This is a genomic window from Stenotrophomonas sp. YJH_SMC_91, assembly GCF_059368495.1.
The window spans coordinates 594,399-617,460 of record NZ_JCAFRT010000001.1 but is presented as its reverse complement, the minus strand read 5'-3'; the positions used below and the strand labels follow the sequence as shown (position 1 = coordinate 617,460).

The following is a 23,062-nucleotide window of genomic DNA, read 5'->3' as shown; positions in this document are numbered from 1 at the left end:
TTCTACGCCCTGAGCGGCTCAGGGCCCTGTTCATTGCCGGCTCATTCGCCGCGTTCCAGTCGGGCGATCTCTTCGGCACGGGCGGCCAGGATCAGCGCAGCGGCGCGCGCCTGATCCAGTCCTTCGATGCCGAAGTCCATGACCTCGTCGGCGGCCAGGTCGGACAGGTCCTCGCTGGTACGCACGCCGTGGCCGGCCAGCGCATATGCGGTGGCTTCGTCCATGCCCTTCAGGGACAGCAGGTCCTGCGCCGGCTGGCCGTCTTCAAGGCCTTCTTCGACTGCCAGGGCCTCATTGAGCAGCGCATCGCGGGCACGAGCGCGCAGCTCTTCGACGATGTCTTCGTCGAAACCTTCCACGGCCAGCAGTTCGCCGACCGGGACATACGCGATTTCCTCGACGGTGCCGAAGCCTTCGCTGACCAGGATGCCGGCGATTTCCTCGTCCACTTCCAGCTTGTCCATGAACAGCTGGCGGGCCGAAGCCTGCTCGGCCTCCGACTTGGCGGTGACCTGGTCCTGGGTCATCACGTTGAGCTGCCAGCCGGTCAGGCGGCTGGCCAGGCGCACGTTCTGGCCGCCCTTGCCGATCGCCTGGGCCAGGCGGTCTTCGGCAACGGCCAGGTCCATCGAGTGCTTGTCTTCATCGACGATGATCGACTGCACTTCGGCCGGCGCCATCGCGTTGATGACGAAGTTGGCCGGGTTGTCGTTCCACAGCACGATGTCCACGCGCTCGCCATTGAGCTCGTTGGACACGGCCTGCACGCGCGAACCGCGCATGCCGATGCAGGCACCGATCGGATCGGTGCGCTGGTCGTGGGCGAGCACGGCGATCTTGGCGCGGTCGCCCGGATCACGGGCGCAGGCCTTGATTTCCACCAGGCCCTGGCCGACTTCCGGCACTTCCAGCTTGAACAGCTCGATCATGAATTCCGGGGCGGCGCGGCTGATGAACAGCTGCGGGCCACGGGGTTCCGAACGGACTTCGGCCAGGTAGCCGCGCACGCGGTCACCGGCGCGCAGCACGTCGCGCGGAATGCCCTTGTCCTTCGGAATGAAGCCTTCGGCATTGCCACCGAGGTCGACATAGATGTTGCCGCGCTCGGCGCGCTTGACCACACCGGTGATCAGTTCGCCGACGCGATCCTTCCACGCATCCACGACCTGCTGGCGCTCGGCTTCGCGCACGCGCTGGACGATGACCTGCTTGGCGGCCTGGGCGGCGATGCGGCCGAAGTCCGGGTTCTCGATCTGCTCTTCGATGTAGTCGCCGACGTCCACGCCTTCGGCTTCGTCGACGGCGTCCATCAGGCGGATCTGGCGGTCCGGCGATTCCATGACCACGTCGTCGGCCACCACTTCCCAGCGGCGGAAGGTTTCGTAGCTGCCATCCTTGTGGTCGATGACCACGCGGGTCAGCACTTCCTCGTCGGGATAGCGCTTCTTCGCTGCCGAGGCCAGGGCGGCCTCGATGGCATCGAAGATCACTTCACGCGGCACGCCCTTCTCGTTGGCGACCGCGTCGACTACCAGCAACAGTTCCTTGCTCATTGGCTCACTCCGCGCGCGGCTTCTTTGCCGCCGGCTCGTTGGAAGAAGAATTCGTGTTCGGCTTCGGACGCTTCGGCGCCGGACCGGTCGGCTTGCTCGGGGCCAGCCCCAGCGCCACCCAGTCGGGCATGATCCGTGCCTTGTCGATGTTGTCGGCCGACACCACCACTTCGGTCTTGTCGACGATGAAGGTGATGGTGCCTGCGGCCTCGTCGGTTGCCTCGATACGGCCCTGCAGGCGACGACGGTTGTCCTGCGGCAGCTTCAGCGTGACCTTGGCCGATTCACCCTGGTGGCGAGCGAACTGCTCCAGGTTGAACAGCGGGCGATCCACGCCCGGCGAGGACACTTCCAGCGTGTAATTGCCGCTGATCGGGTCTTCGACGTCCAGCTGCGCCGACACTTCGCGGCTGACCCGCTCGCAGTCGTCGACATTGATGATGCGCTCGGGCTGTTCAGCCAGCGGCACGTCGATGTAAAGGCGCAGGGTCGCACCGCCGGGGGCCGGCAGATACTCAACGCCCAGCAGCTCCAGGCCCAGCGACACAACGGTCGGGGCGAGCAGATTCGCGATGTCGGTTGCCTTGTCGCTCACAGCCTGCCTTGATCTCTTGGTTGGGTGCCGGCTTTGGCCGGCGTGAAAACATGACGCCCCGGAAACGACAAAGGGCCCGCTGGGCCCCTTTTCCGGAAAGACTCCGGTGACTGGATTCCGGTTGCAACCTGCAGTGCCTGCCGGTTGCGGCCCTCCTTCCGGGTCCGGACTCCCGCCGGGAGGCCGCCTTCAGGGGTACTGCTAGGCCGCTGATGATAGCGGCTGCACCGCGCTGGTGCAAGGTGCGGACCTGGGGTCAGATCCCTTTCCCGCGGAAAAGGGATCTGACCCCGATCACGCAGAAACGACGCAGCCACCCAAAGAAAAACGCCTTCGAAGCAGGACTTCGAAGGCGATCTCTTTACTTGGTAGCGGGGGCAGGATTTGAACCTGCGACCTTCGGGTTATGAGCCCGACGAGCTGCCAGACTGCTCCACCCCGCATCAGAAGCGGAATTATGAGCGTTGGCTCCAAAAAATGCAAGCTTTCCCTCATTCATCAAACCGGTTGGCGCCGATCTGAAGCTGGTAGCGGGGGCAGGATTTGAACCTGCGACCTTCGGGTTATGAGCCCGACGAGCTGCCAGACTGCTCCACCCCGCACCGGAAGTGTTTGAACTGTTGCCCTACTCTCTTTCGAGGAGGGCTACCGCAACGATGTTCTGGCTGAACCGCTGCAGTGACAACTCAGGCTGCGCATATTACACGAATCGCGCAGCTTTGTGTCAACTTTTATGCAAGATGCGCAAATGCCTGCTGGCACCAGACCATGATCGGGTTCCAGGCCAGGCCCAGCGCCAGCAGCGCCAGCGCGTTCACGCCCAGCACCAGGCCCAGCACGCGGTCGTTGCTGCGCGGCATGGCCTCGCCCACCGGCTCATCGAAGTACATGACCTTGATGACGCGCAGGTAGTAGAAGCAGCCGACCACTGCACACAGCACGCCGAGGATGGCCAGCCACAGCAGGCCCCCGTTGACGGCCGCGCCCAGCACCGCCAGCTTGGTCCAGAAGCCCAGGAACGGCGGAATGCCGGCCAGCGACGCCATGATGCACAGCACCAGGCCGGCCATCCACGGGTTGCGGGCATTGAGGCCCTTGAAGTCCTCGATGTTCTCGGCTTCGAAACCGGCACGCGACAGCGCGATGATCGCGCCGAAGGCGGCGGTGGACATGATGGCGTAGGCCAGTGCGTAGAACAGCGCGGCGGCATAGCCCTGCGCGCCACCACCGGCGATGCCCATCAGCAGGAAGCCGATGTGCGAGACGGTGGAGAACGCCAGCATGCGCTTGAGGTTGCTCTGCGCGATGGCCATCAGGTTGCCGATGACCAGCGAGACCGCGGCCAGGCCGGCGATCAGCAGCTGCAGTTCAGTCGACAGCGGACCCACGCCCATTTCCAGCAGGCGGTAGGCCATGCCGAAGGCGGCCAGCTTCGGCGCCGAGCTGATGAACAGCGCGATCGGTGCCGGGGCACCCTGGTACACGTCCGGCAGCCACATGTGGAACGGTGCGGCACCCAGCTTGAAGGCGACGCCGGCGATCATGAACACCGCACCGGTGATCAGCAGCACGCGCTCTTCCGAGTGCGGGATGGCGTCACGGATGACGTCCAGGTGCAGGCTGCCGGTGGAGCCGTAGATCAGCGACATGCCGTACAGCAGCAGGCCCGAGGCCAGCGAACCCAGCACGATGTACTTCATCGCCGCTTCCGAGGCCAGACCGTTCTCACGGTTGCTGGCAACCAGTGCGTAGGAGCACAGCGCCAGCAGTTCCAGGCCCAGGTAGACCATCAGCAGGCTGCCGGCCGAGACCAGAATCATCATGCCGGCGGTGCCGAACAGGATCAGCACCGGGATCTCGCCCTGGAACAGGTTGCGGTCACGCAGGTAGCGCCAGCCGTAGACCAGGGTCAGGCCGCTGAGCAGCACGATCCCGGTCTTCATCACGTCCGCGGCGGTATCGCGCACGAACATGCCATGGAAGACCTCGCCCTGCCCGCCCACGCCGGTGGCCAGCATGAACAGCACCACGGCCAGCGCAGCGAGCGAGAACAGGTGGGTGAAGATCTTGTTCCGGTTGCTGACGAACAGGTCGAGGATCATCAGGGCGAAGGCGCTGCCGATCAGCACCAGCTCGGGAGCGAGCGGTGGCAGGTCAGCGGCGGTCAATGGCAGCAGCGGCGAGGTGGTCATCATCAAATCCTGGAATTACAGCAGCTTGCTGGATGCGATCTGCATCGCCAGCTTCGCGATCGAGGGCTCCATCAGGTCGGTCAGCGGCTTGGGGTAGATGCCCAGGGCCAGCACGCCGATGGCGAACACGCCCAGCACCAGCCATTCGCGGCCGTTGATGTCCTTCAGTTCGGCCACGTGGCTATTGGCCACTTCGCCGAAGAAGATGCGCTTGTATAGCCACAGGGTGTAGGCGGCGCCGATGATCAGGGTGGTGGCCGCGCCCAGTGCGATCCACGGATTACGCTGGAAGGCCGACAGGATGACCATGAACTCGCCGACGAAACCGCTGGTGCCCGGCAGGCCCGCATTGGCCATGAAGAACAGCATGGCGAAGGTGGCGAACCACGGCATCACATTGACCACGCCGCCGTAATCGGCGATGCGGCGGCTGTGCATGCGGTCGTACAGCACGCCGACACAGGAGAACATCGCACCGGACACGAAGCCGTGCGAGATCATCTGCACCATGGCGCCCTGCAGGCCCAGGCGGGCAGCATCGGCGTTGCCGGCTTCACGCACCAGCCACAGGGCGATGAAGGTGCCCAGGGTGACGAAGCCCATGTGCGCGATCGACGAATAGGCGATCAGCTTCTTCATGTCGTCCTGCACCAGGGCGACCAGGCCGACGTAGATCACCGCGATCAGCGACAGCGCGATCACCAGCCAGGCCCATTCCTGCGACGCGTCCGGGACGATCGGCAGGTTGAAGCGCAGGAAGCCGTAGCCACCGATCTTCAGGGCGATGGCGGCCAGGATCACCGAACCGGCGGTCGGCGCTTCCACGTGGGCGTCCGGCAGCCAGGTGTGGACCGGGAACATCGGCACCTTGACCGCGAAGGCGATCAGGAAGGCGAAGAAGATCCAGGTCTGTTCTTTGGCCGACAGCGGCAGCGCGTACAGGTCGGCCAGCTGGAAGCTGCCGCCCTTCATGTACAGGTAGATCAGCGCCACCAGCATCAGCACCGAGCCGAGGAAGGTGTACAGGAAGAACTTCAGTGCTGCGTAGATGCGGCGCGGGCCACCCCAGACACCGATGATCAGGAACATCGGGATCAGCATGGCTTCGAAGAACACGTAGAACAGCATCGCGTCCGTCGCGGCGAAGATGCCGACGGTGACGCCTTCCAGGATCAGGAAGGCCGCCACGTACTGGTTGACGCGCTTGTCGATGGCGCTCCAGGCGCCGATCAGGGCAAGCACGCTGACCAGGGTGGTCAGCAGGATCAGCGCCACGGCAATGCCGTCCACGCCCAGGTTGTAGCCGATCTTGTACGCCGGGATCCAGGCATGGGTCTCGACGAACTGCAGGCCGTCGATGCCCGCGTTGTAGCCGCTCAGCAGCGAGAGGCTTGCAACGAAGGTGAGCACCGCGACGCCCAGCGACGCCCAGCGGGCAGTCTGTGCATCACGGATCGCAAGGATCAGGGCGCCACCGATGATCGGCAGCCAGATGAGGACACTGAGTAGAGGCCAGTTCGACACGTCTTCTTATTCCGTACAGGTCATCAACGCAGGTAATGCATCAGCACGCCCAGCAGGGCAATCAGGCCGATGATCATCGCGAAGGCGTAGTGATAGAGGAAACCGGATTGGGTACGACGCAGCACGCCGGCTGCAACGTCCACAACACGTGCCGAGAGATTGACCACACCGTCGACGATGTTGCTGTCGATCCAGCGCGAGACCTTGCCCATCTTGACGCTGCCACCGGCAAAGCCATCGATCCACAGCTTGTCGAAGCCGTACTTGTTTTCCAGCACCGAAACGATCGGGGCGAAGGTCTTGCGTGCCTTGCCCGAGAGGTCCGGCTTCCACAGGTAGAACAGCGCAGCCAGCAGGAAGCCCGCCAAGGTCAGCCAGAACGGCGGCAGCATCATGCCGTGCAGCGCGAACGCGACCGGGCCATGGAACTCTTCACCCAGGAACGCGACGGTGTTCTTGGCCGGATCGTAGAAGTCGACGATGCCGGTGAAGAACGTCTGTGCCTGGCCCTTGATCGCCTCGTGCGCATGGTGGCCGGCCCAGTCGGTGCCGTGCAGCATCGGACCGATGCTGAAGAAACCGATGGCGATCGACGGGATGGCCAGCAGGATCAGCGGCAGGGTCACCACCCACGGGGTTTCATGCGGCTCATGCGGACCGTGGCCATGGCCGTGGTCGTCATGGGCATCGCCATGGTGGGCATCGCCGGCGTGGTGATCGTCATGGCCGTGGCCATGATCGTCGTGCGCGTCGCGGAAACGCTCCTTGCCGTGGAAGGTCATGAACAGCAGGCGGAAGCTGTAGAAGCTGGTCACCAGCACGCCACCCAGCACCGCCCAGTAGCCATAGGTGGCCACCCAGCTGTTCTGCATGTGGGCGTGGATCTCGGCCGCCTCGATGATGGTGTCCTTCGAGTAGAAGCCGGAGAAGAACGGCGTACCAACCAGGGCCAGCGTACCGATCCACATGGTGATGAAGGTGATCGGCATGTACTTGCGCAGGCCGCCCATCTTGCGCATGTCCTGCTCGTGGTGCATCGCGATGATGACCGAGCCGGCGCCCAGGAACAGCAGGGCCTTGAAGAAGGCGTGGGTCATCAGGTGGAACACGGCGGCCGAGTAGGCCGACACGCCCAGGGCGACGGTCATGTAGCCCAGCTGCGACAGCGTGGAGTACGCGACGACGCGCTTGATGTCGTTCTGCACGATGCCGATCAGGCCGGTGAAGAACGCGGTGGTGGCACCGATGAACAGCACGAAGTTCAGCGCCGTCTGCGACAGCTCGAACAGCGGCGACATGCGGGTGACCATGAAGATACCGGCGGTCACCATCGTCGCGGCGTGGATCAGTGCCGAGATCGGGGTCGGGCCTTCCATCGAGTCCGGCAGCCACACGTGCAGCGGGACCTGGGCCGACTTGCCCATGGCGCCGATGAACAGGCAGATGCAGATGACGGTGGCGATCGACCAGATCACCGGCTCGTTCAGCAGCTGCATGCCCAGGATCGTGCCGTCCCAGATCTGCAGCTGGGCGCGCGGGTCAGCCAGCATGCCGGCCTGCGAGAACACCTGCGAGTAGTCCAGGGTGCCGAACACCCACAGCACGCCGGCGATACCCAGCAGGAAGCCGAAGTCACCGACGCGGTTGACCAGGAACGCCTTCATGTTGGCGAAGATCGCGGTCGGGCGCTTGAACCAGAAGCCGATCAGCAGGTACGACACCAGGCCCACCGCTTCCCAGCCGAAGAACAGCTGCAGGAAGTTGTTGCTCATCACCAGGGTGAGCATCGAGAAGGTGAACAGCGAGATGTAGCTGAAGAACCGCTGGTAACCCGGGTCGTCCTGCATGTAGCCGATCGTGTAGATGTGGACCAGCAGCGACACGAAGGTCACCACCACCATCATCATCGCGGTCAGCTTGTCGACCATGAAGCCGACGTGCGCCGAATACTGGCCGACTTCGAAGAACGTGTAGATGTTCTGGTTGAACGGCTGCGCGCCGCCCCACATCAGCTGGTAGAACGTGTACATCGACAGGCCGCAGGCTACCGCGACGCCGAGGATGGTGATGGTCTGCGCGCCGAAGCGCTTGACCTGGCGACCGAACAGGCCGGCGATGATGCTGCCGAACAGCGGTGCAAGCACCACTGCGATCAACAGACTCTTGGAGAGAGTGATTTCCATCTGTGGATCAGCCCTTCAACGAATCGACTTCGCCGACATTGATCGTGCGGCGGGTACGGAACAGGGTCACCAGGATCGCCAGGCCGATGGCGGCTTCCGCGGCGGCGACGGTCAGGATGAAGAACACGAACAGCTGGCCGGACGGATCGCCCAGCTGACGCGAGAAGCCGACGAAGTTGATGTTCACCGACAGCAGCATCAGCTCGATCGACATCAGCAGGACGATGACGTTCTTCCGGTTGAGGAAGATGCCGGCCAGGCTGATGGCGAACAGCACCGCGCCAAGCGCAAGCATGTGGCCAAGGGTAATCACGGCTGGGTCTCCTCGCCGGTGGCCGGCTTGCTGTTGCTGTGCACGACCGGTGCTTCGGCGCCCATCTTGACCATACGCAGGCGCTGGCCGGCCTTGACCATGGTCTGCTCACCCGGGTTCTGGCTCTTCACGCCGGTACGGCGACGCAGGGTCAGCATCACGGCGGCGACCACGGCCACGGTCAGGATGACGGCGGCGAACTCGAACGGCAGCAGGTATTCGGTGAACAGCGTGCGCGCCAGCCAGGTGACGTTGGAGCTGTCGGCAGCGACCGCAGCGGCGTTGTCGGCCGGGAACGGAGTGACCGCCCTGCCCTTCACGCCGATCAGGATCAGCATCTGCACCAGCATCGCCACTGCCACGATCAGGCCGACCGGCAGGTAGCGCACCCAGCCCTCACGCATCTTGGTGGGATCGATGTCCAGCATCATCACCACGAACAGGAACAGCACCATCACCGCGCCGACGTAGACCAACACCAGCGCCACGCCGAGGAACTCGGCGCCCACCAGCAGCCACACGCAGGCAATGGAGAAGAAGGTCAGCACCAGGCACAGCACTGCATGCACCGGGTTGCGCACGCTGATCACCGCACCGGCCGAAACCGTTGCCGCGATGGCGAACACCCAGAAAGCGATATTTACCCAATCCATCTCTCGACCTCAGCGGTAAGCGGCATCGGCGGCACGACGCTCGGCGATCTCGTTTTCGAGACGATCGCCAAGGGCCAGCAGCTGCGGCTTGGTAACGATGTTTTCGCCACGGTTCTCGAAGTGGTACTCGAGGATGTGGGTTTCGACGATCGAGTCCACCGGGCAGCTTTCTTCGCAGAAGCCGCAGAAGATGCACTTGAACAGGTCGATGTCGTAGCGGGTGGTGCGGCGGGTGCCGTCCTCGCGCTTGGCCGAGTCGATGGTGATGGCCAGGGCCGGGCACACCGCTTCGCACAGCTTGCAGGCAATGCAGCGCTCTTCGCCGTTGGGGTAACGGCGCAGCGCGTGCAGGCCACGGAAGCGCGGCGACTGCGGGAACTTCTCCATCGGGTACATCATCGTGTACTTCGGCTTGAAGCTGTACTTCAGCGTCAGCCAGAGGCCCGCCAGCAGTTCGAGCAGCAGCAGGCTCTTGAAGTAATGGGTAATCCTGTTCATCACTTTAGACGCCCTTTTGAATCACGCCGAAGAACACCATGACGGCGGTAACCGCGATCCACAGAATGGCCAGCGGGATGAAGACCTTCCAGCCCAGGCGCATGATCTGGTCGTAGCGGAAGCGCGGGAAGCTGGCACGGAACCAGATGTAGGCACTGGCGAAGAAGAACACCTTGACGAACAGCCACGGTGCGCCGCCCTTCCAGATCCAGTCGACCAGCGGCGAGACATCGCCGAAGTTGACCCAGCCCTGGACCGGGCTCAGCCAGCCGCCGAGGAAGAAGATCGAGATCAGGAAGCTGATCAGGATCATGTTCGCGTATTCGGCCAGGAAGAACAGCGCGAAGGCACCGCCGGAGTATTCGACCATGTGGCCGGCGACGATTTCCGATTCGCCTTCCACCACGTCGAACGGCGCGCGGTTGGTTTCAGCCACGCCCGACACCCAGTAGATGACGAACAGCGGGAACAGCGGCAGCAGGAACCAGTCGAAGAAGCCGGAGCTGCCGGCCTGCGCCATCACGATATTGCTCAGGTTCAGGCTGCCAGCGGCGATCATCACGCCGACCAGGGCGAAGCCCATGGCGATTTCGTAGCTGATCATCTGCGCCGAGGCGCGCATGGCACCCAGGAACGCGTACTTCGAGTTGGACGCCCAACCGGCCAGGATGATGCCGTAGATGCCCAGCGAGGTCATCGCCAGCAGGTACAGCAGGCCGGCGTTGGCATTGGACAGCACGATCTGCGAATCGAAGGGGACCACCGACCAGGCCGCGAAGGCCGGGGCCAGGGTGATCAGCGGTGCCAGCAGGTAGATCGCCTTGTTGGCGCTGCTCGGCTGGACCACTTCCTTGAACAGCAGCTTGAAGACGTCGGCGAAGGCCTGGAAGATGCCCATGCCCACGTACATCGGGCCGTGGCGGACGTGCATCCAGCCGATCAGCTTGCGTTCCCAGACCACGTAGAAGGCCACCGAGATGATCACCGGAACGGTGATCACCAGGATCTTCAGGATGATCCAGATCAGCGCGCCGATGTCACCGAGGCCCAGCAGCCACTGGTGCAGCGGGTCGACCGCGTTCAACAGCAATTCGTTCATGCAGCCACCACCGTTACGCGAGCGGCACCCAGCGGCGCGGTCGCGCCGTGGCCCGATTCAATCCAGACCGAACCCGCAGCGACGCGGGCGTCGACCACCACCGGCAGGGTGGCCTTGCCGGCATCGGTGCCGACCTTGGCCATCTGCCCTTCCTGCAGCTGCAGGCGTGCGGCATCTTCAGCGTTCAGCACGATGCGCGGGGCGTTGTTGAGCGGATGCGACTGCAGTGCCGGGGCGCGACGGACCACCGCATCGGTGCGGTAGATCGCGGCGGTCGAAGCCACTTCCAGGCCTTCGCCGGCAACCACCGGCTGCGCCGAAGCGGCAACGGCGACCGACACCGGGGCCAGGCTGGCACGCAGGCCGGCCAGGTCGGTGAAGTCGAAACCGGCCAGCGCCATGTCGCCGCCCAGTGCGCGCAGCACGCGCCAGCCTTCACGGGCCTCGCCCAGCAGCTTGCCGCCGGCACGGGCCGACTGCTCGCGACCATCGAGGTTGGTCAGGGTGGCGTCGATTTCCGGCAGCGCACCGATCGGCAGGATCACGTCGGCGACGTCGCGGGTCGAGGCACAGGCGAACTGGCTGAAGGCCACCACCTGGGCACCGGCCAGCGCCTTGCGCGCGGCAGGTGCATCGGCGAAATCCAGGCCCGGCTCCAGGCCGTACACCACGTAGGCCTGGCGCGGCTGCGCCAGCATCGCGGCGACGTCCTTGCCGGCCGGCAGCACGCCAGCGCGGGTCAGGCCCACGGCGTTGGCGCCCTGCGGGATGCGGCACAGCTTGGCACCGGTGGCGGCGGCGAAGTCACGCGCGGCGGCGCGGATGGCGGCAGCCTGCGGGTGGTTCTCGGCGATGCCACCAACGATCAGCACGGTGTTGTTGCCGCCCTGCACGGCCGAACGCAGCTCGGCGTTGGCCAGCGCGTCGACGAACTTCGACGGTGCAACGATCTGCTTGCCGGCAATGCTGAAGGCGAAGTCGAAGTCCACCGGATTGACGACGTGGATCTTCGCGCCCTTGGTGGTCTGCGCCTTGCGCAGGCGGGCGTGCAGCAGCGGCAGTTCGTGGCGGATGTTGCTGCCCAGAACGACGATGCGGTCGGCGCCTTCGATCTCGGCCAGCGGCAGGCCGAACACTTCGGCGGTTGCGGCGTCGGAGAAATCGCGGTTGTTGATGCGGTGGTCGATGTTGCTCGAGCCCAGGCCCTTGGCCAGGCGGGCCAGCAGCGCGCCCTCCTCGTTCGAGGTGGACGGGTGCACCAGCACGCCCAGGTTGTCGCCCTGGTTGGCCTTGAGGATCTCGGCGGCCGCAGCCAGGCCTTCGGCCCAGCTCACTTCCTTCCACTCGCCATTGAGCTTGCGCAGCGGCTTGACCGCACGGTCTTCGCTGTACAGGCCTTGGTGCGAGTAGCGGTCACGGTCGGACAGCCAGCACTCGTTCACCGCTTCGTTGTCGCGCGGCACGGTGCGCAGCACTTCGCCGCGACGCACGTGCAGGAACAGGTTCGAACCCATCGCGTCGTGGTAACCCAGCGACTCGCGCGCGGTCAGTTCCCACGGGCGGGCGCGGAACTGGAACACCTTGTTGGTCAGCGCGCCGACCGGGCAGACGTCGACGACGTTGCCGGACAGCTCGGTGGTCAGCGGCTTGCCGTCGAAGGTGCCGATCTGCAGGTTCTCACCGCGGTACATGCCACCCAGCTCGTAGGTACCGGCAACGTCAGCGGTGAAGCGGACGCAGCGGGTGCACTGGATGCAGCGGGTCATCTCGGTGGCGACCAGCGGACCCATGTCCTCGTCCGGCACCACGCGCTTGCGCTCGTTGAAGCGGCTGACCGAACGGCCATAGCCCAGCGACACGTCCTGCAGCTCGCACTCGCCGCCCTGATCGCAGATCGGGCAGTCGAGGGGGTGGTTGATGAGCAGGAACTCCATCACCGAGCGCTGGAACTTCAGTGCCTTCTCGCTGCGGGTGGCAACCTTCATGCCATCCATCACCGGAGTGGCGCAGGCCGGCGCCGGCTTCGGCGACTTTTCCACGTCCACCAGGCACATGCGGCAGTTGGCGGCGATCGGCAGCTTCTCGTGGTAGCAGAAGCGCGGAATCGCAATGCCGGCCTTGTCGGCCGCCTGGATGATCATCGAACCCTTGGGCACGACCAGCGACTTGCCATCGATTTCGATGGTCACGTGATCCGGTGGCACGTTCGGGTTTACGGGTTGCGCGCTCATGCGGCGGCTGCCTCCACCTTCTTGCCGTCAACCATCGAATGACCGTTGACGATGTAGTACTCGAATTCGTCCCAGAACTGGCGCAGGAAGCCCTGGATGGGCCATGCAGCCGCTTCACCGAACGCACAGATGGTGTGGCCTTCGATCTGGCCGGCCACCGCCTTCAGCTGGTGCAGGTCTTCCATCGTGGCCTTGCCGGCGACGATGCGCTCCAGCACGCGGTGCATCCAGCCGGTGCCTTCACGGCACGGGGTGCACTGGCCGCAGGATTCCTTGTGGAAGAACTGGCTGATGCGGCAGGCGAACTTGACGCAGCAGACGCTGTCGTCGAGCACCACGATCGCACCCGAACCCAGGCCGGAGCCCAGCGCACGGATGGTGTCGTAGTCCATCGGCAGGTCCTTCAGCTCGGCCGCGGTCAGCACCGGCATCGACACGCCGCCCGGGATCGCGCCCTTCAGCGTGCGGCCCGGACGCAGGCCACCGGCCATTTCCAGCAGGTCGTGGAATTTGGTGCCGAGCGGCACTTCGAAGTTGCCGCCATTCTGCACGCAGCCGGACACCGAGAAGCACTTCGGACCGCCGTTGGCGGTCAGGCTCAGGCCCTTGAACCACTCCGGACCGTTGCGGATGATCGCCGGCACCGAACCATAGGTTTCGGTGTTGTTGATCGTCGACGGCTTGCCATACAGGCCGAAATTGGCCGGGAACGGCGGCTTGTAGCGCGGCTGGCCCTTCTTGCCCTCCAGCGATTCCATCAGCGCGGTTTCTTCGCCGCAGATGTACGCGCCGGCGCCCAGCGCCCCGTAGATGTCGATGTCCACGCCGCTGCCGAGGATGTTCTTGCCCAGCCAGCCGTTCGCATAGGCGTCGGCCAGGGCCTGCTCGAAGTGCTCGAACGGCTCGTGGTGGAACTCACCGCGCAGGTAGTTGTAACCCACGGTCGAACCGGTGGCGTAGCAGGCGATCGCCATGCCTTCCACCACCGAATGCGGGTTGTAGCGCAGGATGTCGCGGTCCTTGCAGGTGCCCGGCTCGGATTCGTCCGAGTTGCAGAGGATGTACTTCTGCATGTTGCCCTTGGGCATGAAGGACCACTTCAGGCCGGTCGGGAAGCCTGCGCCACCGCGGCCGCGCAGGCCCGAGGCCTTGACCATCTCGATGACCTGCTCCGGCGGGATCTTCTCTTCGAGGATCTTGCGCAGGGCGGCGTAGCCACCGGTCTTCAGGTAGCTTTCGTACGACCACGGGGTGTCGTAATGCAGGGTGGTGTAGACCACCTGGTGCGGCAGCGGCGCGGGGCCGACTGGACCCTTGGATTCGTGGTGATGTGCCATGCCCTTACTCCAGCCCGTCCAGCAGCTCGTCGACCTTTTCCAGGGTCAGACGCTCATGGTAGTGACCGTTGATGACCATCATCGGCGCGCCACCGCAACCGGCCAGGCACTCTTCCTCGCGCTTGAGGTAGACGCGGCCGTCCGGGGTCGATTCACCGTGCTTGATGCCCAGCTTCTTCTCGCAATGGCGCACGATGTCCTCGGCACCATTGAGCCAGCAGCTGATGTTGGTGCAGATGGCCACGTTGTTGCGGCCGACCTTCTCGGTCTCGAACATCGAGTAGAAGCTGGCGACCTCGTAGGCCCACACCGGCGGCAGGTCCAGGTACTTGGCCACGCCGGCGATCAGCTCGTCGGTCAGCCAGCCCTGGTTCTGCTCCTGGGCCGCATGCAGGCCCTGCAGCACGGCAGAGCGCTTGCGGTCCGGCGGGAACTTGGACAGCCAGTGATCGATGTGAGCGCGGGTCTTGTCGCTCAGCACCACCATCGGGTCGACGTCGCGCGCCGCCTCGAAATTACCTGTCGCCTTCATCGGCCGACCTCAGCGAAATGCATAACGTGAAATTCCAGAAACTGCGGCGCCGGCTTGCGCCGGCTGCCTGCAGCGGGCGTTGGCGTGGCGGACGGCATTACCGGTCAACCTCGCCGAACACCAGGTCGTAGGTACCGATCATCGCCACCACGTCGGCCAGCATGTGGCCGCGCACGATCGAATCGATCGAGGACAGGTGGGCGAAGCCCGGCGCACGCAGGTGCACGCGGAACGGCTTGTTGGCGCCATCGGAGACCAGGTAGCAGCCGAATTCGCCCTTCGGGGCTTCCACCGCCGAGTAGGTCTCGCCGGCCGGCACGCAGTAGCCTTCGCTGAACAGCTTGAAGTGGTGGATCAGCGCTTCCATGTCGTCCTTCATGTCCTCGCGCTTGGGCGGAGCGACCTTGAAGTTCTTCACCATCACCGGGCCCGGGTTGGCCTTCAGCCACGCCACGCACTGCTTGATGATGCGGTTGGACTCGCGCATTTCGGCAACGCGGACCAGGTAGCGGTCGTAGCAGTCGCCTTCCTTGCCCAGCGGGATGTCGAAATCGACGGCATCGTACTTGGCGTACGGGCGCTTCTTGCGCAGGTCCCAGGCGACGCCCGAGCCACGCAGCATCACGCCGGTCATGCCCCACTGGTGCGCCAGTTCCGGCGTCACCACGCCGATGCCGACGGTACGCTGCTTCCAGATACGGTTGTCGGTCAGCAGGGTTTCGTATTCGTCGATGCGCTTGGGGAACTCGACGGTGAAGTTCTCCAGGAAGTCCAGCAGCGAGCCCTCGCGCGAAGCATTGAGCTGCTTCAGCGCCTTGCCCTTGTGCCAGCGCGACTCCTTGTACTTCGGCATGTGGTCCGGCAGGTCGCGGTAGACACCGCCCGGACGGTAGTACGCCGCGTGCATGCGTGCGCCGGAGACTGCTTCATAGCAGTCCATCAGCTCTTCGCGCTCGCGGAAGGCGTACAGCATCACCGCCATCGCACCCAGGTCGAGCGCGTTGGAGCCCAGCCACATCAGGTGGTTGAGGATGCGGGTGATCTCGTCGTACATGGTGCGGATGTACTGCGCACGCTCCGGCGCCTCGATGCCCATCAGGGTCTCGATCGCGCGCACGTAGGCGTGCTCGTTGCACATCATCGACACGTAATCCAGTCGATCCATGTAGCCGATCGACTGGTTGAACGGCTTGGACTCGGCCAGCTTTTCGGTACCACGGTGCAGCAGACCCACGTGCGGGTCGGCGCGCATGATGGTTTCACCGTCCATTTCCAGGATCAGGCGCAGCACACCGTGAGCGGCCGGATGCTGCGGGCCGAAGTTCATGGTGTAGTTGCGGATTTCCTGCCGGCTTTCGGCGGCGTTGCTGGCGAATGCTTCGCCGGCCTGGTGTACGTGGCTCACTTCACTGCCTCCTGCGCGCGCTCACCTTCTGCGGTCTGCAGACGGGCGTCGTCGCGGATCACGCGCGGCACGCCGACACGCGGCTCCACCGAGGTGACCGGTTCGTAGATCACGCGCTTCTTTTCTTCGTCGTAGCGGACTTCGACATTGCCGATCAGCGGGAAGTCCTTGCGGAACGGATGGCCGACGAAACCGTAGTCGGTCAGGATCCGGCGCAGGTCCGGGTGGCCTTCGAAGATCACGCCGTACAGGTCGAACGCTTCGCGCTCGAACCAGTTCAGGCCCGGCCAGATGCCGGTCAGCGAGGACACCACCGGCAGTGCTTCGTCAGGGGCGAAGCAGCGCAGGTGCATCATCAGGTTGTGCTGGTACGAGCGCAGCTGGGCGACCACGGCGAAACGCTGGGTCGGCATGTGCTGCGGGCGGGCACCGTCGGCACCGTTTTCCTCGGTGGGGAACTCACCCCACGCGAAACGGCCCTGGGCCTTGCCTTCGACGCCACGGCTGAAGCCCTGCGAGGACACGTCGGCGGTGTCCCATTCGTCGGAGCCATAACCCAGGTAATCGACGCCGCAGAGATCCACGGCCTGCTCGAAACCAAACTCGTCACGCAGCGCCAGGGCGGTGGCGTGCCACTCGGCGGCAGGCACTTCCAGCGTCACTTCGCCGCGGGGTTCGACCACGATGACCTTCGCACCAGCGAAACGTGCGGAGAGTCGGTCGATGAAGGATGCTTGCTCTGCCATGGGGGCTTGGCGCGCTCTTGTCAGGTGAAGGGGTCAGCGGGCGATGGTCTGTGTACGCCAGATCTTCTTCTGCAGCTGCAGGATCCCGTACACCAGCGCCTCGGCGGTCGGCGGGCAACCCGGGACGTAGACGTCCACCGGCACCACGCGATCACAGCCGCGCACGACAGAATAGGAGTAGTGGTAATAGCCGCCACCATTGGCGCAGCTACCCATCGAGATGACCCACTTCGGGTCCGGCATCTGGTCGTAGACCTTGCGCAGCGCCGGGGCCATCTTGTTGACCAGGGTACCGGCCACGATCATCACGTCGGACTGGCGCGGCGACGGGCGGAACACCACGCCGTAGCGGTCAAGGTCCAGGCGCGCGGCGCCGGCGTGCATCATCTCGACCGCGCAGCAGGCCAGACCAAAGGTCATCGGCCACATCGAGCCGGTGCGCGCCCAGTTCAGCAGTGCATCGACGCTGGTGGTGACGAAGCCCTTTTCCAGCAGCGGGTTGTCGCCTTCCGGCCGCAGGATGTCATCAACCCGGCCTTCCGGCGTGGGGTTGTTCATGAGGCCATCGAGAGTCTGAATCACTCCCATTCCAGCGCTCCCTTCTTCCAGACGTAAATGAAACCGAGGAACAGCATGCCGACGAACAGGCCCATGGTGACGAGCGAACGCGCGCCCAGCTCCATGAAGACCTGGGTCCACGGCACGATGAAGATGATTTCCAGGTCGAAGACGATGAACTGGATCGCGATCAGGTAGTAGCGCACGTCGAACTTCATGCGCGCGTCTTCGAAGGCCTCGAAGCCGCACTCGTACGGCGACAGCTTTTCCAGATCGGGGCGGCGGGGACCGAGGAATCGACCAACCAGCATCAGCGTAATGCCGATACCGGTGGCAACGATCAGAAACAGCAGAGACGGCAAATATTCGGCCAGCACAGCGATTCTCTCTTGCCTCTGCCGCTGCGCCTGCAGGCGCTTTGGCATGGGGGAGTGGACGGGAATCTACCTGGCGCCTTGCGCGCCAGGCGAACCCGCTTTACTTACAAATGGTGCCCAAGAGGGGACTCGAACCCCTACGACCTAAGTCGCTACCACCTCAAGGTAGTGCGTCTACCAATTCCGCCACCTGGGCAAACGATCACATCAGACTATCTTCCCGATGCGCCGCGTATTGTAACCGGCTTCAGTGTTTCTGGGAGCCTTCCGAAGGCTTTTCTTCACCAGAAACCGAAGATTCCGCCTGAGCCGGCACATTCGCGGCCGGAACCGGGGCGGCCGGGACCGCATCAGCCTTCGGAACGGCCGGCAATTCGCCTGCCGGAGCCGCCGGAGCGACCGCCGCCGGGGCGGACATCAAGCCCAGATCCTGGTCGGCCGCCGGACGACTGCCATGACCGGCATACCAGGCCATGAAGAGGCTGATGCCGAAGAACACGACGGCCAGCCACTTGGTCGACTTGGACAGGAAGTTCGAGGCGCCACGCGCACCGAACACCGTACCCGAGGCGCCGGCACCAAAGCCCGAACCCGCCGCCGCACCCGAGCCACGCTGCATCAGGATCAGCGCGATCATGGCCACAGCGACCAGCACGTAGACGACATTGAGGATCAACATCAGCATTGGAAACCGCCCTCGGACAATACTTCTAGGATTAGTTCGCGGCCGCCGCCCTTGCGATGGCCAGGAAGTCCGCAGCCACCAGGGAGGCGCCGCCGACCAGCCCACCATCGACATCCGGCTGCGCGAACAGTTCCCCGGCATTGTCGGGCTTCACGCTACCGCCGTAAACAATGGGCAGTGAATCAGCGATTCTAGCATCGATACGCGCGACTTCGCCACGGATGAACGCGTGCACCTGCTGTGCCTGCTCCTTGGTGGCGGTACGGCCGGTACCGATGGCCCAGACCGGCTCATAGGCGACCACAGCCTGGGCGAAACCGGCCGCGCCAACCAGCTCCAGCACCGGTGCCAGCTGGCTGGCGATGACCGCTTCGGTCTGCCCGGCCTCGCGCTGTTCCAGGGTCTCGCCCACGCACAGCACCGGCACCAGGCCGGCGTGCTGGGCGGCGGCGAACTTGCGCGCGACCAGCTCGCTGCTCTCGTGGTGGTACTGGCGGCGCTCGGAATGGCCGACCAGGCCATAGCGGGCCCCGACCTCGACCAGCATGGCCGCGCAGACCTCGCCGGTGTAGGCGCCCTTCTCGTTGCTGCTCACGTCCTGCGCGCCAAAGGCCAGGCCGGTCTCGCCGAAGTCCTCGACCAGCTCGCCCAGGTACGGCAGCGGCGGCAGGATCACCACGTCCACCCCCTCCAGCGGCAGCCCGGCAGCCACCTGCCCCAGCAGTTCATTGGCGAATTGACGGCTGCCATGCAGCTTCCAGTTTCCGGCGACGATCTTGCGGCGCATGAGCGGGTGGCTCCTGTGTGAAGTCAGCCGGTCATGATACCCGCTGCGGCAAAAATCCGTTTCCTTGTAAGCGGTTACATGGATTTTCAGCCAACGGCGCAGCCCCTCGTGGCGGGGGGCGGGTTGGTCGCGTATCACCGGTTGGATTGGTGAGATTGGCCGGGCGGGTGAGGATGCCGGGGGACGCCGTAAACCCGTCCCTGGGGGCTTGGCCGCGGCATCCATGCCGCGGACACCCCCGCCATCCCCACCCGCCCGGCCTCTGACACAGTCCGGCGGTTCCGCCCGCCACGGAAAGAAAAAAGAAGAGCAGGAGCAAAGGCAAAAGCTGCATTCCGGGTTGCTGCCGGCTGGACCAACCCCTACCCCACTTCGATCCGACAGATCTCATCCACGCAAGGCGTGGATCTACCGTGTCGACCAAGGTCGACACCCACCAACCGTCACCGGGAAACTGTCGAAGGCGGGGAGGTGTGGGTTGGCAGGACCGTTGGCGCCATGGATGGCGCCATCGAGCCCCCAGGGGTGAGGGCGCTTTGCTTGCGAAGCACTGCTTCGCAAGCGCCCGAACGCACAGCCGCCAGCGGCTGGGCCGGTCTGGGGGTTCACGGCGTGTCCTGCCAACCCACACCGCCCCGCCCAACACGCAGAAACCCAGAGCCGCTTTGGCTTTGGACTTGCCGGCCAGCGGCCGGCACTACCGCGGGTGCAGGGTGCAACCCTGCAAAGACAAAGGCCGCCTTTCGGCGGCCTCACTTTTCTTTACTTCAGCTTGATCTCGCGCAGGCGCTCCTCGAGGAAGCCGTGGGCGGTGATCGGCTCCGGGTACCGGCTCGGGTTCTCCGGGGTGATGCACGAGGGCAGCACGTCGATCAGGAAATCCGGGTTCGGGTGCAGGAAGAACGGCACCGAGTAACGCGGCTGGCGGGCCAGCTCGCCCGGGGGGTTGACCACGCGATGGATCGTCGACGGGTACACATGGTTGGTCAGGCGCTGCAGCATGTCGCCGATGTTGACCACGATGGTGTCCGCGTCCGAGGTGAACGGCACCCACTCGCCCTCATGCGACTGCACCTCCAGGCCCGCGGCGCTGGCGCCGACCAGCAGGGTGATGAAGTTGATGTCGCCATGCGCGCCGGCACGCACGTTCGGGATGTCGTCGGTGGTGATCGGCGGGTAGTGGATCGGGCGCAGGATCGAGTTGCCGAAGTTGGTCTTGTCGGCGAAGAAGTCTTCCGGCAGGCCGATGTGCAGGGCCAGCGCGGACAGCACGCGCGAACCCAGGTTGTCCAGCGCCTGGTACAGGCCGTAGCCGCGCTCACGGAAGCCCTCGACCTCGGTCGGCCACAGGTTCGGTGCCATCACGTCGCGGTACTTGGAGTCGTCGGCGATTTCACGACCGATGTGCCAGAACTCCTTCAGGTCGAAGTGCTTGGAGCCCTTGGCGGTTTCCACGCCGAAGGGAGTATAGCCGCGGGCGCCGCCGCTGCCGGCCACGTGGTACTTGCGCTTGACCTCTTCCGGCAGGGCGAAGAAGGCCTTGAAGGCATCGTAGGCCGCGTCGATGTCGGCCTGCGGAATGCCGTGGTTGCGGATGCCCGCGAATCCCCATTGGCGGTAGGCCGCGCCCAGCTCGGCCACGAAGGCCTCGCGGTCGCTGTCGAAACGGGTGATGTCGAGGGTGGGGATCTGGCTCACAGCAATTCCTGGCTTGTCATTGGGTCTGGGGGGCCTGCGCATTCATGGCCCGCCTGAACATTGTGACAGATCACCCGGCGGACGCTACTCGATCCTCGGAAACAAATCGATACAATGCGCGACCTGCGCACAATTTAACGAATCCATCACGTTGGCAGCGCAAGCCCCGACCGCGCCTCCCCGACCGCGCCTCCCCGACCCGACGCACCATGCCCGACGCCCCAGCCGCCATCGCCCTTCCCTCTGCGGGCCCTGCCCTTCGCTGGCGCCGGCTTGCGTGGTGGTCCCTGTTCGTCCTGGGCAATGCGCTGCTGGCGACGATGATCACCCTCGGCAACGTGCCGCTGTACGACAACCCGGGCGGCCACCAGGGCCTGGCCTATCTCGCGATTGCCCTGCCCGGGCACCTGCTCGCCTTCGGCGCGCTGGCCGGCGCGCTGCCACTGCTGCTGGGCCTGTGGCCGCGCAGCGCGCGCACGCTGAGCATCAGTGCGGTACTGCTGCAGGGCTTGTGGTTGTGCCTGCTGCTGGTCGACGCCAAGGTGTTCACCCTGTACCGCTTCCACCTCAATGCCATGGTCCTGAACATGGTGTTCGGCGGCGCCCTGCAGGACCAGGTTGCGTTGTCGTGGAAGACCTGGGTACAGGTCGGCCTGCTGGTGGCGGCCATTTTCACCGCCGAGGGCATCCTGGCCTGGGCGTGCTGGAAGCTGCTGCCGGCCGCGCCCCGCCGGCGCAGGGTGCTGCAGGCCTGGGCGGTGGTCGCCCTGCTGATGGCGAGCGGCCAGGTGGCCACCGTCTACTACGACGCACGCGGCGACCGTGACGTGATTGCCCAGTGGAACTACCTGCCCTGGGCCCAGCCGATCACCGCCAAGAGCTTCATGCGCAGGCTGGGCGTGGTCAGTGAACAGCAGGTCGGCCTGCCCGATCCTCGCCATGCGCAGCTGCTGTATCCGCTGCAGCCACTGCGCTGCCAGAGCCCACAGCGGCCCAATGTACTGATGGTCGTGCTGGAATCGCTGCGCCACGATGCGCTTACCCCGCAGACCATGCCGAACACCTCGGCACTGGCGGCCTCCGCTCGTGTCTACGACCGCCATTTCAGCACGGGCAACGCCACCCGCTATGGCCTGTTCGGCCTGCTCTACGGCCTGCCGGGCGGCTACTGGCAAAGCATGCTTGACGAACAGCGCGGCTCACAGCTGTTCAAGGTGCTGGGCCAGCAGGGGTACGACCTGCATCTGTACGGCAGCGCGCCGATGTACAGCCCGGAATTCGACCGCACTGCATTTGCGGACGTCCGCGACCAGCTGCACCAGGGCCCGCCCGGCCTGGGTTCGGAAGGCCGTGACAGCAGCATCGTAGCCTCGCTTCAGAAGGACATCCGTGCAAGCCAGGCAGCGCACACGCCGTGGTTCGGCTTCGTCTTCCTCGATTCCACCCATGCGCCCTACCACATGCCCGCAGGCTACCCGCCGCTGGCGACCCCGATGGCGCAGGAAATCGACTTCCTCAGGTTCGGTCCGGACCACGACCCGGCCCCGGAACTGAACCGTTACCGGACCGCCGTGCATTACGCCGACAGCCTCGTCGGCACCCTGCTGGACGATCTGCGCGCGCAGGGCCTGGATCAGAACACCATCGTCCTGGTCACCGGCGACCACGCCGAGGAGTTCAACGACCTGAAGCTGAACTACTGGGGCCACAACGGCAACTTCTCCGACTACCAGCTGCAGGTACCGTTCGTGCTGCACTGGCCCGGCCAGGCCAGCGGCCATGAGACACGCACCAGTTCACATGAGGACTGGGTGCCGACGTTGATGCGCCACGCCCTGGGCTGCGAGAACGCACTGAGCGACTTCAGCACCGGCCAGGATCTGCTGGCCGAACCCGCAGGCGAGCGCGCACTGGTGGTGGAAAGCTGGTCACAACGCGCCGTCCGCCATGGCAATGGCATCTACGTGTTCGACAAGTTCGGCAATGCGACGGCGCTTGACCTGCATTACCGCCCGCTGCCGCGCCAGGCCCCGGATGCCGGCGCCGTCCGTACCGCATGGGAAGCGCTGACCCGCTTCCGCAACCGCTGACCACAG

20 protein-coding genes and 3 tRNA genes are annotated in these 23,062 nt (G+C 64.8%); 1 reads left to right on the top strand and 22 read right to left on the bottom strand.

From position 1 onward, the window contains the following. Positions 1–41 precede the first annotated feature (41 nt). From nusA to AC5P5X_RS02580, 22 genes are all read right to left on the bottom strand, one after another. Complete coding sequence (gene nusA / locus AC5P5X_RS02685) at positions 42–1,553, bottom strand: transcription termination factor NusA (protein WP_005410449.1); 1,512 nt, start codon at positions 1,551–1,553, stop codon at positions 42–44. A 4-nt stretch (positions 1,554–1,557) separates the two neighbouring features. Then, entirely contained in the window at positions 1,558–2,148 is a 591-nt protein-coding gene (gene rimP, locus AC5P5X_RS02680; protein WP_005410450.1) for a ribosome maturation factor RimP, read from the bottom strand. A 366-nt stretch (positions 2,149–2,514) separates the two neighbouring features. Further along, positions 2,515–2,591 (bottom strand) — tRNA-Met (locus AC5P5X_RS02675). Positions 2,592–2,673: 82 nt separating this feature from the next. After that, positions 2,674–2,750: transfer RNA gene (locus tag AC5P5X_RS02670), tRNA-Met, on the bottom strand. 129 nt (positions 2,751–2,879) lie between these two features. Next, on the bottom strand, positions 2,880–4,340 hold the full coding sequence (gene nuoN, locus AC5P5X_RS02665) for an NADH-quinone oxidoreductase subunit NuoN (protein WP_049397768.1): 1,461 nt from the start codon (positions 4,338–4,340) through the stop codon (positions 2,880–2,882). A gap of 15 nt (positions 4,341–4,355) precedes the next feature. Next, the gene (locus tag AC5P5X_RS02660; RefSeq protein ID WP_005410452.1) at positions 4,356–5,864 is read right to left on the bottom strand and encodes an NADH-quinone oxidoreductase subunit M; all 1,509 of its coding nucleotides are present in this window, start codon (positions 5,862–5,864) and stop codon (positions 4,356–4,358) included. A gap of 23 nt (positions 5,865–5,887) precedes the next feature. Beyond that, complete coding sequence (nuoL, locus tag AC5P5X_RS02655; protein WP_049397769.1) at positions 5,888–8,047, bottom strand: NADH-quinone oxidoreductase subunit L; 2,160 nt, start codon at positions 8,045–8,047, stop codon at positions 5,888–5,890. 7 nt (positions 8,048–8,054) lie between these two features. Beyond that, positions 8,055–8,360, bottom strand: a complete 306-nt coding sequence (nuoK, locus tag AC5P5X_RS02650; protein WP_005410454.1) for an NADH-quinone oxidoreductase subunit NuoK — start codon at positions 8,358–8,360, stop codon at positions 8,055–8,057. Beyond that, positions 8,357–9,013, bottom strand: coding sequence for an NADH-quinone oxidoreductase subunit J (locus AC5P5X_RS02645; protein WP_010486441.1), 657 nt, complete (start codon positions 9,011–9,013; stop codon positions 8,357–8,359). The genes nuoK and AC5P5X_RS02645 overlap by 4 nt, the downstream gene beginning before the upstream one ends. Before the next feature lie 9 nt (positions 9,014–9,022). Then, positions 9,023–9,511, bottom strand: coding sequence for an NADH-quinone oxidoreductase subunit NuoI (gene nuoI / locus AC5P5X_RS02640; protein WP_005410456.1), 489 nt, complete (start codon positions 9,509–9,511; stop codon positions 9,023–9,025). A 4-nt stretch (positions 9,512–9,515) separates the two neighbouring features. Continuing rightward, on the bottom strand, positions 9,516–10,610 hold the full coding sequence (gene nuoH, locus AC5P5X_RS02635) for an NADH-quinone oxidoreductase subunit NuoH (RefSeq protein WP_005410457.1): 1,095 nt from the start codon (positions 10,608–10,610) through the stop codon (positions 9,516–9,518). Next, complete coding sequence (gene nuoG, locus AC5P5X_RS02630) at positions 10,607–12,841, bottom strand: NADH-quinone oxidoreductase subunit NuoG (RefSeq protein ID WP_111189297.1); 2,235 nt, start codon at positions 12,839–12,841, stop codon at positions 10,607–10,609. Before nuoG ends, nuoH begins: the two co-directional genes overlap by 4 nt. After that, positions 12,838–14,178 carry an NADH-quinone oxidoreductase subunit NuoF gene (gene nuoF, locus AC5P5X_RS02625; protein ID WP_010486436.1) on the bottom strand — a complete coding sequence of 447 codons (1,341 nt, stop codon included), beginning with the start codon at positions 14,176–14,178 and terminating at the stop codon, positions 12,838–12,840. Before nuoF ends, nuoG begins: the two co-directional genes overlap by 4 nt. Before the next feature lie 4 nt (positions 14,179–14,182). Next, positions 14,183–14,710, bottom strand: coding sequence for an NADH-quinone oxidoreductase subunit NuoE (nuoE, locus tag AC5P5X_RS02620; protein WP_005410460.1), 528 nt, complete (start codon positions 14,708–14,710; stop codon positions 14,183–14,185). A 97-nt stretch (positions 14,711–14,807) separates the two neighbouring features. After that, complete coding sequence (locus tag AC5P5X_RS02615; protein ID WP_014037950.1) at positions 14,808–16,115, bottom strand: NADH-quinone oxidoreductase subunit D; 1,308 nt, start codon at positions 16,113–16,115, stop codon at positions 14,808–14,810. Next, on the bottom strand, positions 16,112–16,861 hold the full coding sequence (locus AC5P5X_RS02610; protein ID WP_005410462.1) for an NADH-quinone oxidoreductase subunit C: 750 nt from the start codon (positions 16,859–16,861) through the stop codon (positions 16,112–16,114). The genes AC5P5X_RS02615 and AC5P5X_RS02610 overlap by 4 nt, the downstream gene beginning before the upstream one ends. 33 nt (positions 16,862–16,894) lie before the next feature. Then, positions 16,895–17,449: a NuoB/complex I 20 kDa subunit family protein gene (locus AC5P5X_RS02605; RefSeq protein WP_005410463.1), complete on the bottom strand. Its 555-nt coding sequence runs from the start codon at positions 17,447–17,449 to the stop codon at positions 16,895–16,897. After that, positions 17,440–17,796 carry an NADH-quinone oxidoreductase subunit A gene (locus AC5P5X_RS02600; protein WP_005414075.1) on the bottom strand — a complete coding sequence of 119 codons (357 nt, stop codon included), beginning with the start codon at positions 17,794–17,796 and terminating at the stop codon, positions 17,440–17,442. Before AC5P5X_RS02600 ends, AC5P5X_RS02605 begins: the two co-directional genes overlap by 10 nt. 111 nt (positions 17,797–17,907) lie before the next feature. Beyond that, a tRNA-Leu gene (locus AC5P5X_RS02595) sits at positions 17,908–17,992 on the bottom strand. A 51-nt stretch (positions 17,993–18,043) separates the two neighbouring features. Further along, complete coding sequence (gene secG, locus AC5P5X_RS02590) at positions 18,044–18,481, bottom strand: preprotein translocase subunit SecG (protein ID WP_005410465.1); 438 nt, start codon at positions 18,479–18,481, stop codon at positions 18,044–18,046. Between the two features lie 31 nt (positions 18,482–18,512). Further along, positions 18,513–19,268, bottom strand: coding sequence for a triose-phosphate isomerase (tpiA, locus tag AC5P5X_RS02585; RefSeq protein WP_005410466.1), 756 nt, complete (start codon positions 19,266–19,268; stop codon positions 18,513–18,515). 762 nt (positions 19,269–20,030) lie between these two features. After that, positions 20,031–21,008 (bottom strand): isopenicillin N synthase family dioxygenase, encoded by a 978-nt coding sequence (locus AC5P5X_RS02580; protein WP_005410467.1) that lies wholly within the window; start codon positions 21,006–21,008, stop codon positions 20,031–20,033. 167 nt (positions 21,009–21,175) lie between these two features. On the opposite strand from AC5P5X_RS02580, the gene AC5P5X_RS02575 reads away from it, so the two are divergent. Further along, positions 21,176–23,056 carry a DUF3413 domain-containing protein gene (locus AC5P5X_RS02575; protein WP_111189607.1) on the top strand — a complete coding sequence of 627 codons (1,881 nt, stop codon included), beginning with the start codon at positions 21,176–21,178 and terminating at the stop codon, positions 23,054–23,056. Positions 23,057–23,062 lie beyond the last annotated feature (6 nt).

Bases quoted from the DNA above. Each gene is read 5' to 3' on its own strand.
- nuoL (WP_049397769.1), bottom strand. From the start codon at position 8,047: ATGGAAATCACTCTCTCCAAGAGTCTGTTGATCGCAGTGGTGCTTGCA.
- nuoF (WP_010486436.1), bottom strand. From the start codon at position 14,178: ATGGCACATCACCACGAATCCAAGGGTCCAGTCGGCCCCGCGCCGCTG.
- AC5P5X_RS02605 (WP_005410463.1), bottom strand. From the start codon at position 17,449: ATGGGAGTGATTCAGACTCTCGATGGCCTCATGAACAACCCCACGCCG.
- secG (WP_005410465.1), bottom strand. From the start codon at position 18,481: ATGCTGATGTTGATCCTCAATGTCGTCTACGTGCTGGTCGCTGTGGCC.
- AC5P5X_RS02610 (WP_005410462.1), bottom strand. From the start codon at position 16,861: ATGGCAGAGCAAGCATCCTTCATCGACCGACTCTCCGCACGTTTCGCT.
- AC5P5X_RS02645 (WP_010486441.1), bottom strand. From the start codon at position 9,013: ATGGATTGGGTAAATATCGCTTTCTGGGTGTTCGCCATCGCGGCAACG.
- nuoI (WP_005410456.1), bottom strand. From the start codon at position 9,511: ATGAACAGGATTACCCATTACTTCAAGAGCCTGCTGCTGCTCGAACTG.
- AC5P5X_RS02575 (WP_111189607.1), top strand. From the start codon at position 21,176: ATGCCCGACGCCCCAGCCGCCATCGCCCTTCCCTCTGCGGGCCCTGCC.
- nuoG (WP_111189297.1), bottom strand. From the start codon at position 12,841: ATGAGCGCGCAACCCGTAAACCCGAACGTGCCACCGGATCACGTGACC.
- nuoE (WP_005410460.1), bottom strand. From the start codon at position 14,710: ATGAAGGCGACAGGTAATTTCGAGGCGGCGCGCGACGTCGACCCGATG.
- AC5P5X_RS02580 (WP_005410467.1), bottom strand. From the start codon at position 21,008: ATGCGCAGGCCCCCCAGACCCAATGACAAGCCAGGAATTGCTGTGAGC.
- nuoH (WP_005410457.1), bottom strand. From the start codon at position 10,610: ATGAACGAATTGCTGTTGAACGCGGTCGACCCGCTGCACCAGTGGCTG.
- tpiA (WP_005410466.1), bottom strand. From the start codon at position 19,268: ATGCGCCGCAAGATCGTCGCCGGAAACTGGAAGCTGCATGGCAGCCGT.
- nuoN (WP_049397768.1), bottom strand. From the start codon at position 4,340: ATGACCACCTCGCCGCTGCTGCCATTGACCGCCGCTGACCTGCCACCG.
- nusA (WP_005410449.1), bottom strand. From the start codon at position 1,553: ATGAGCAAGGAACTGTTGCTGGTAGTCGACGCGGTCGCCAACGAGAAG.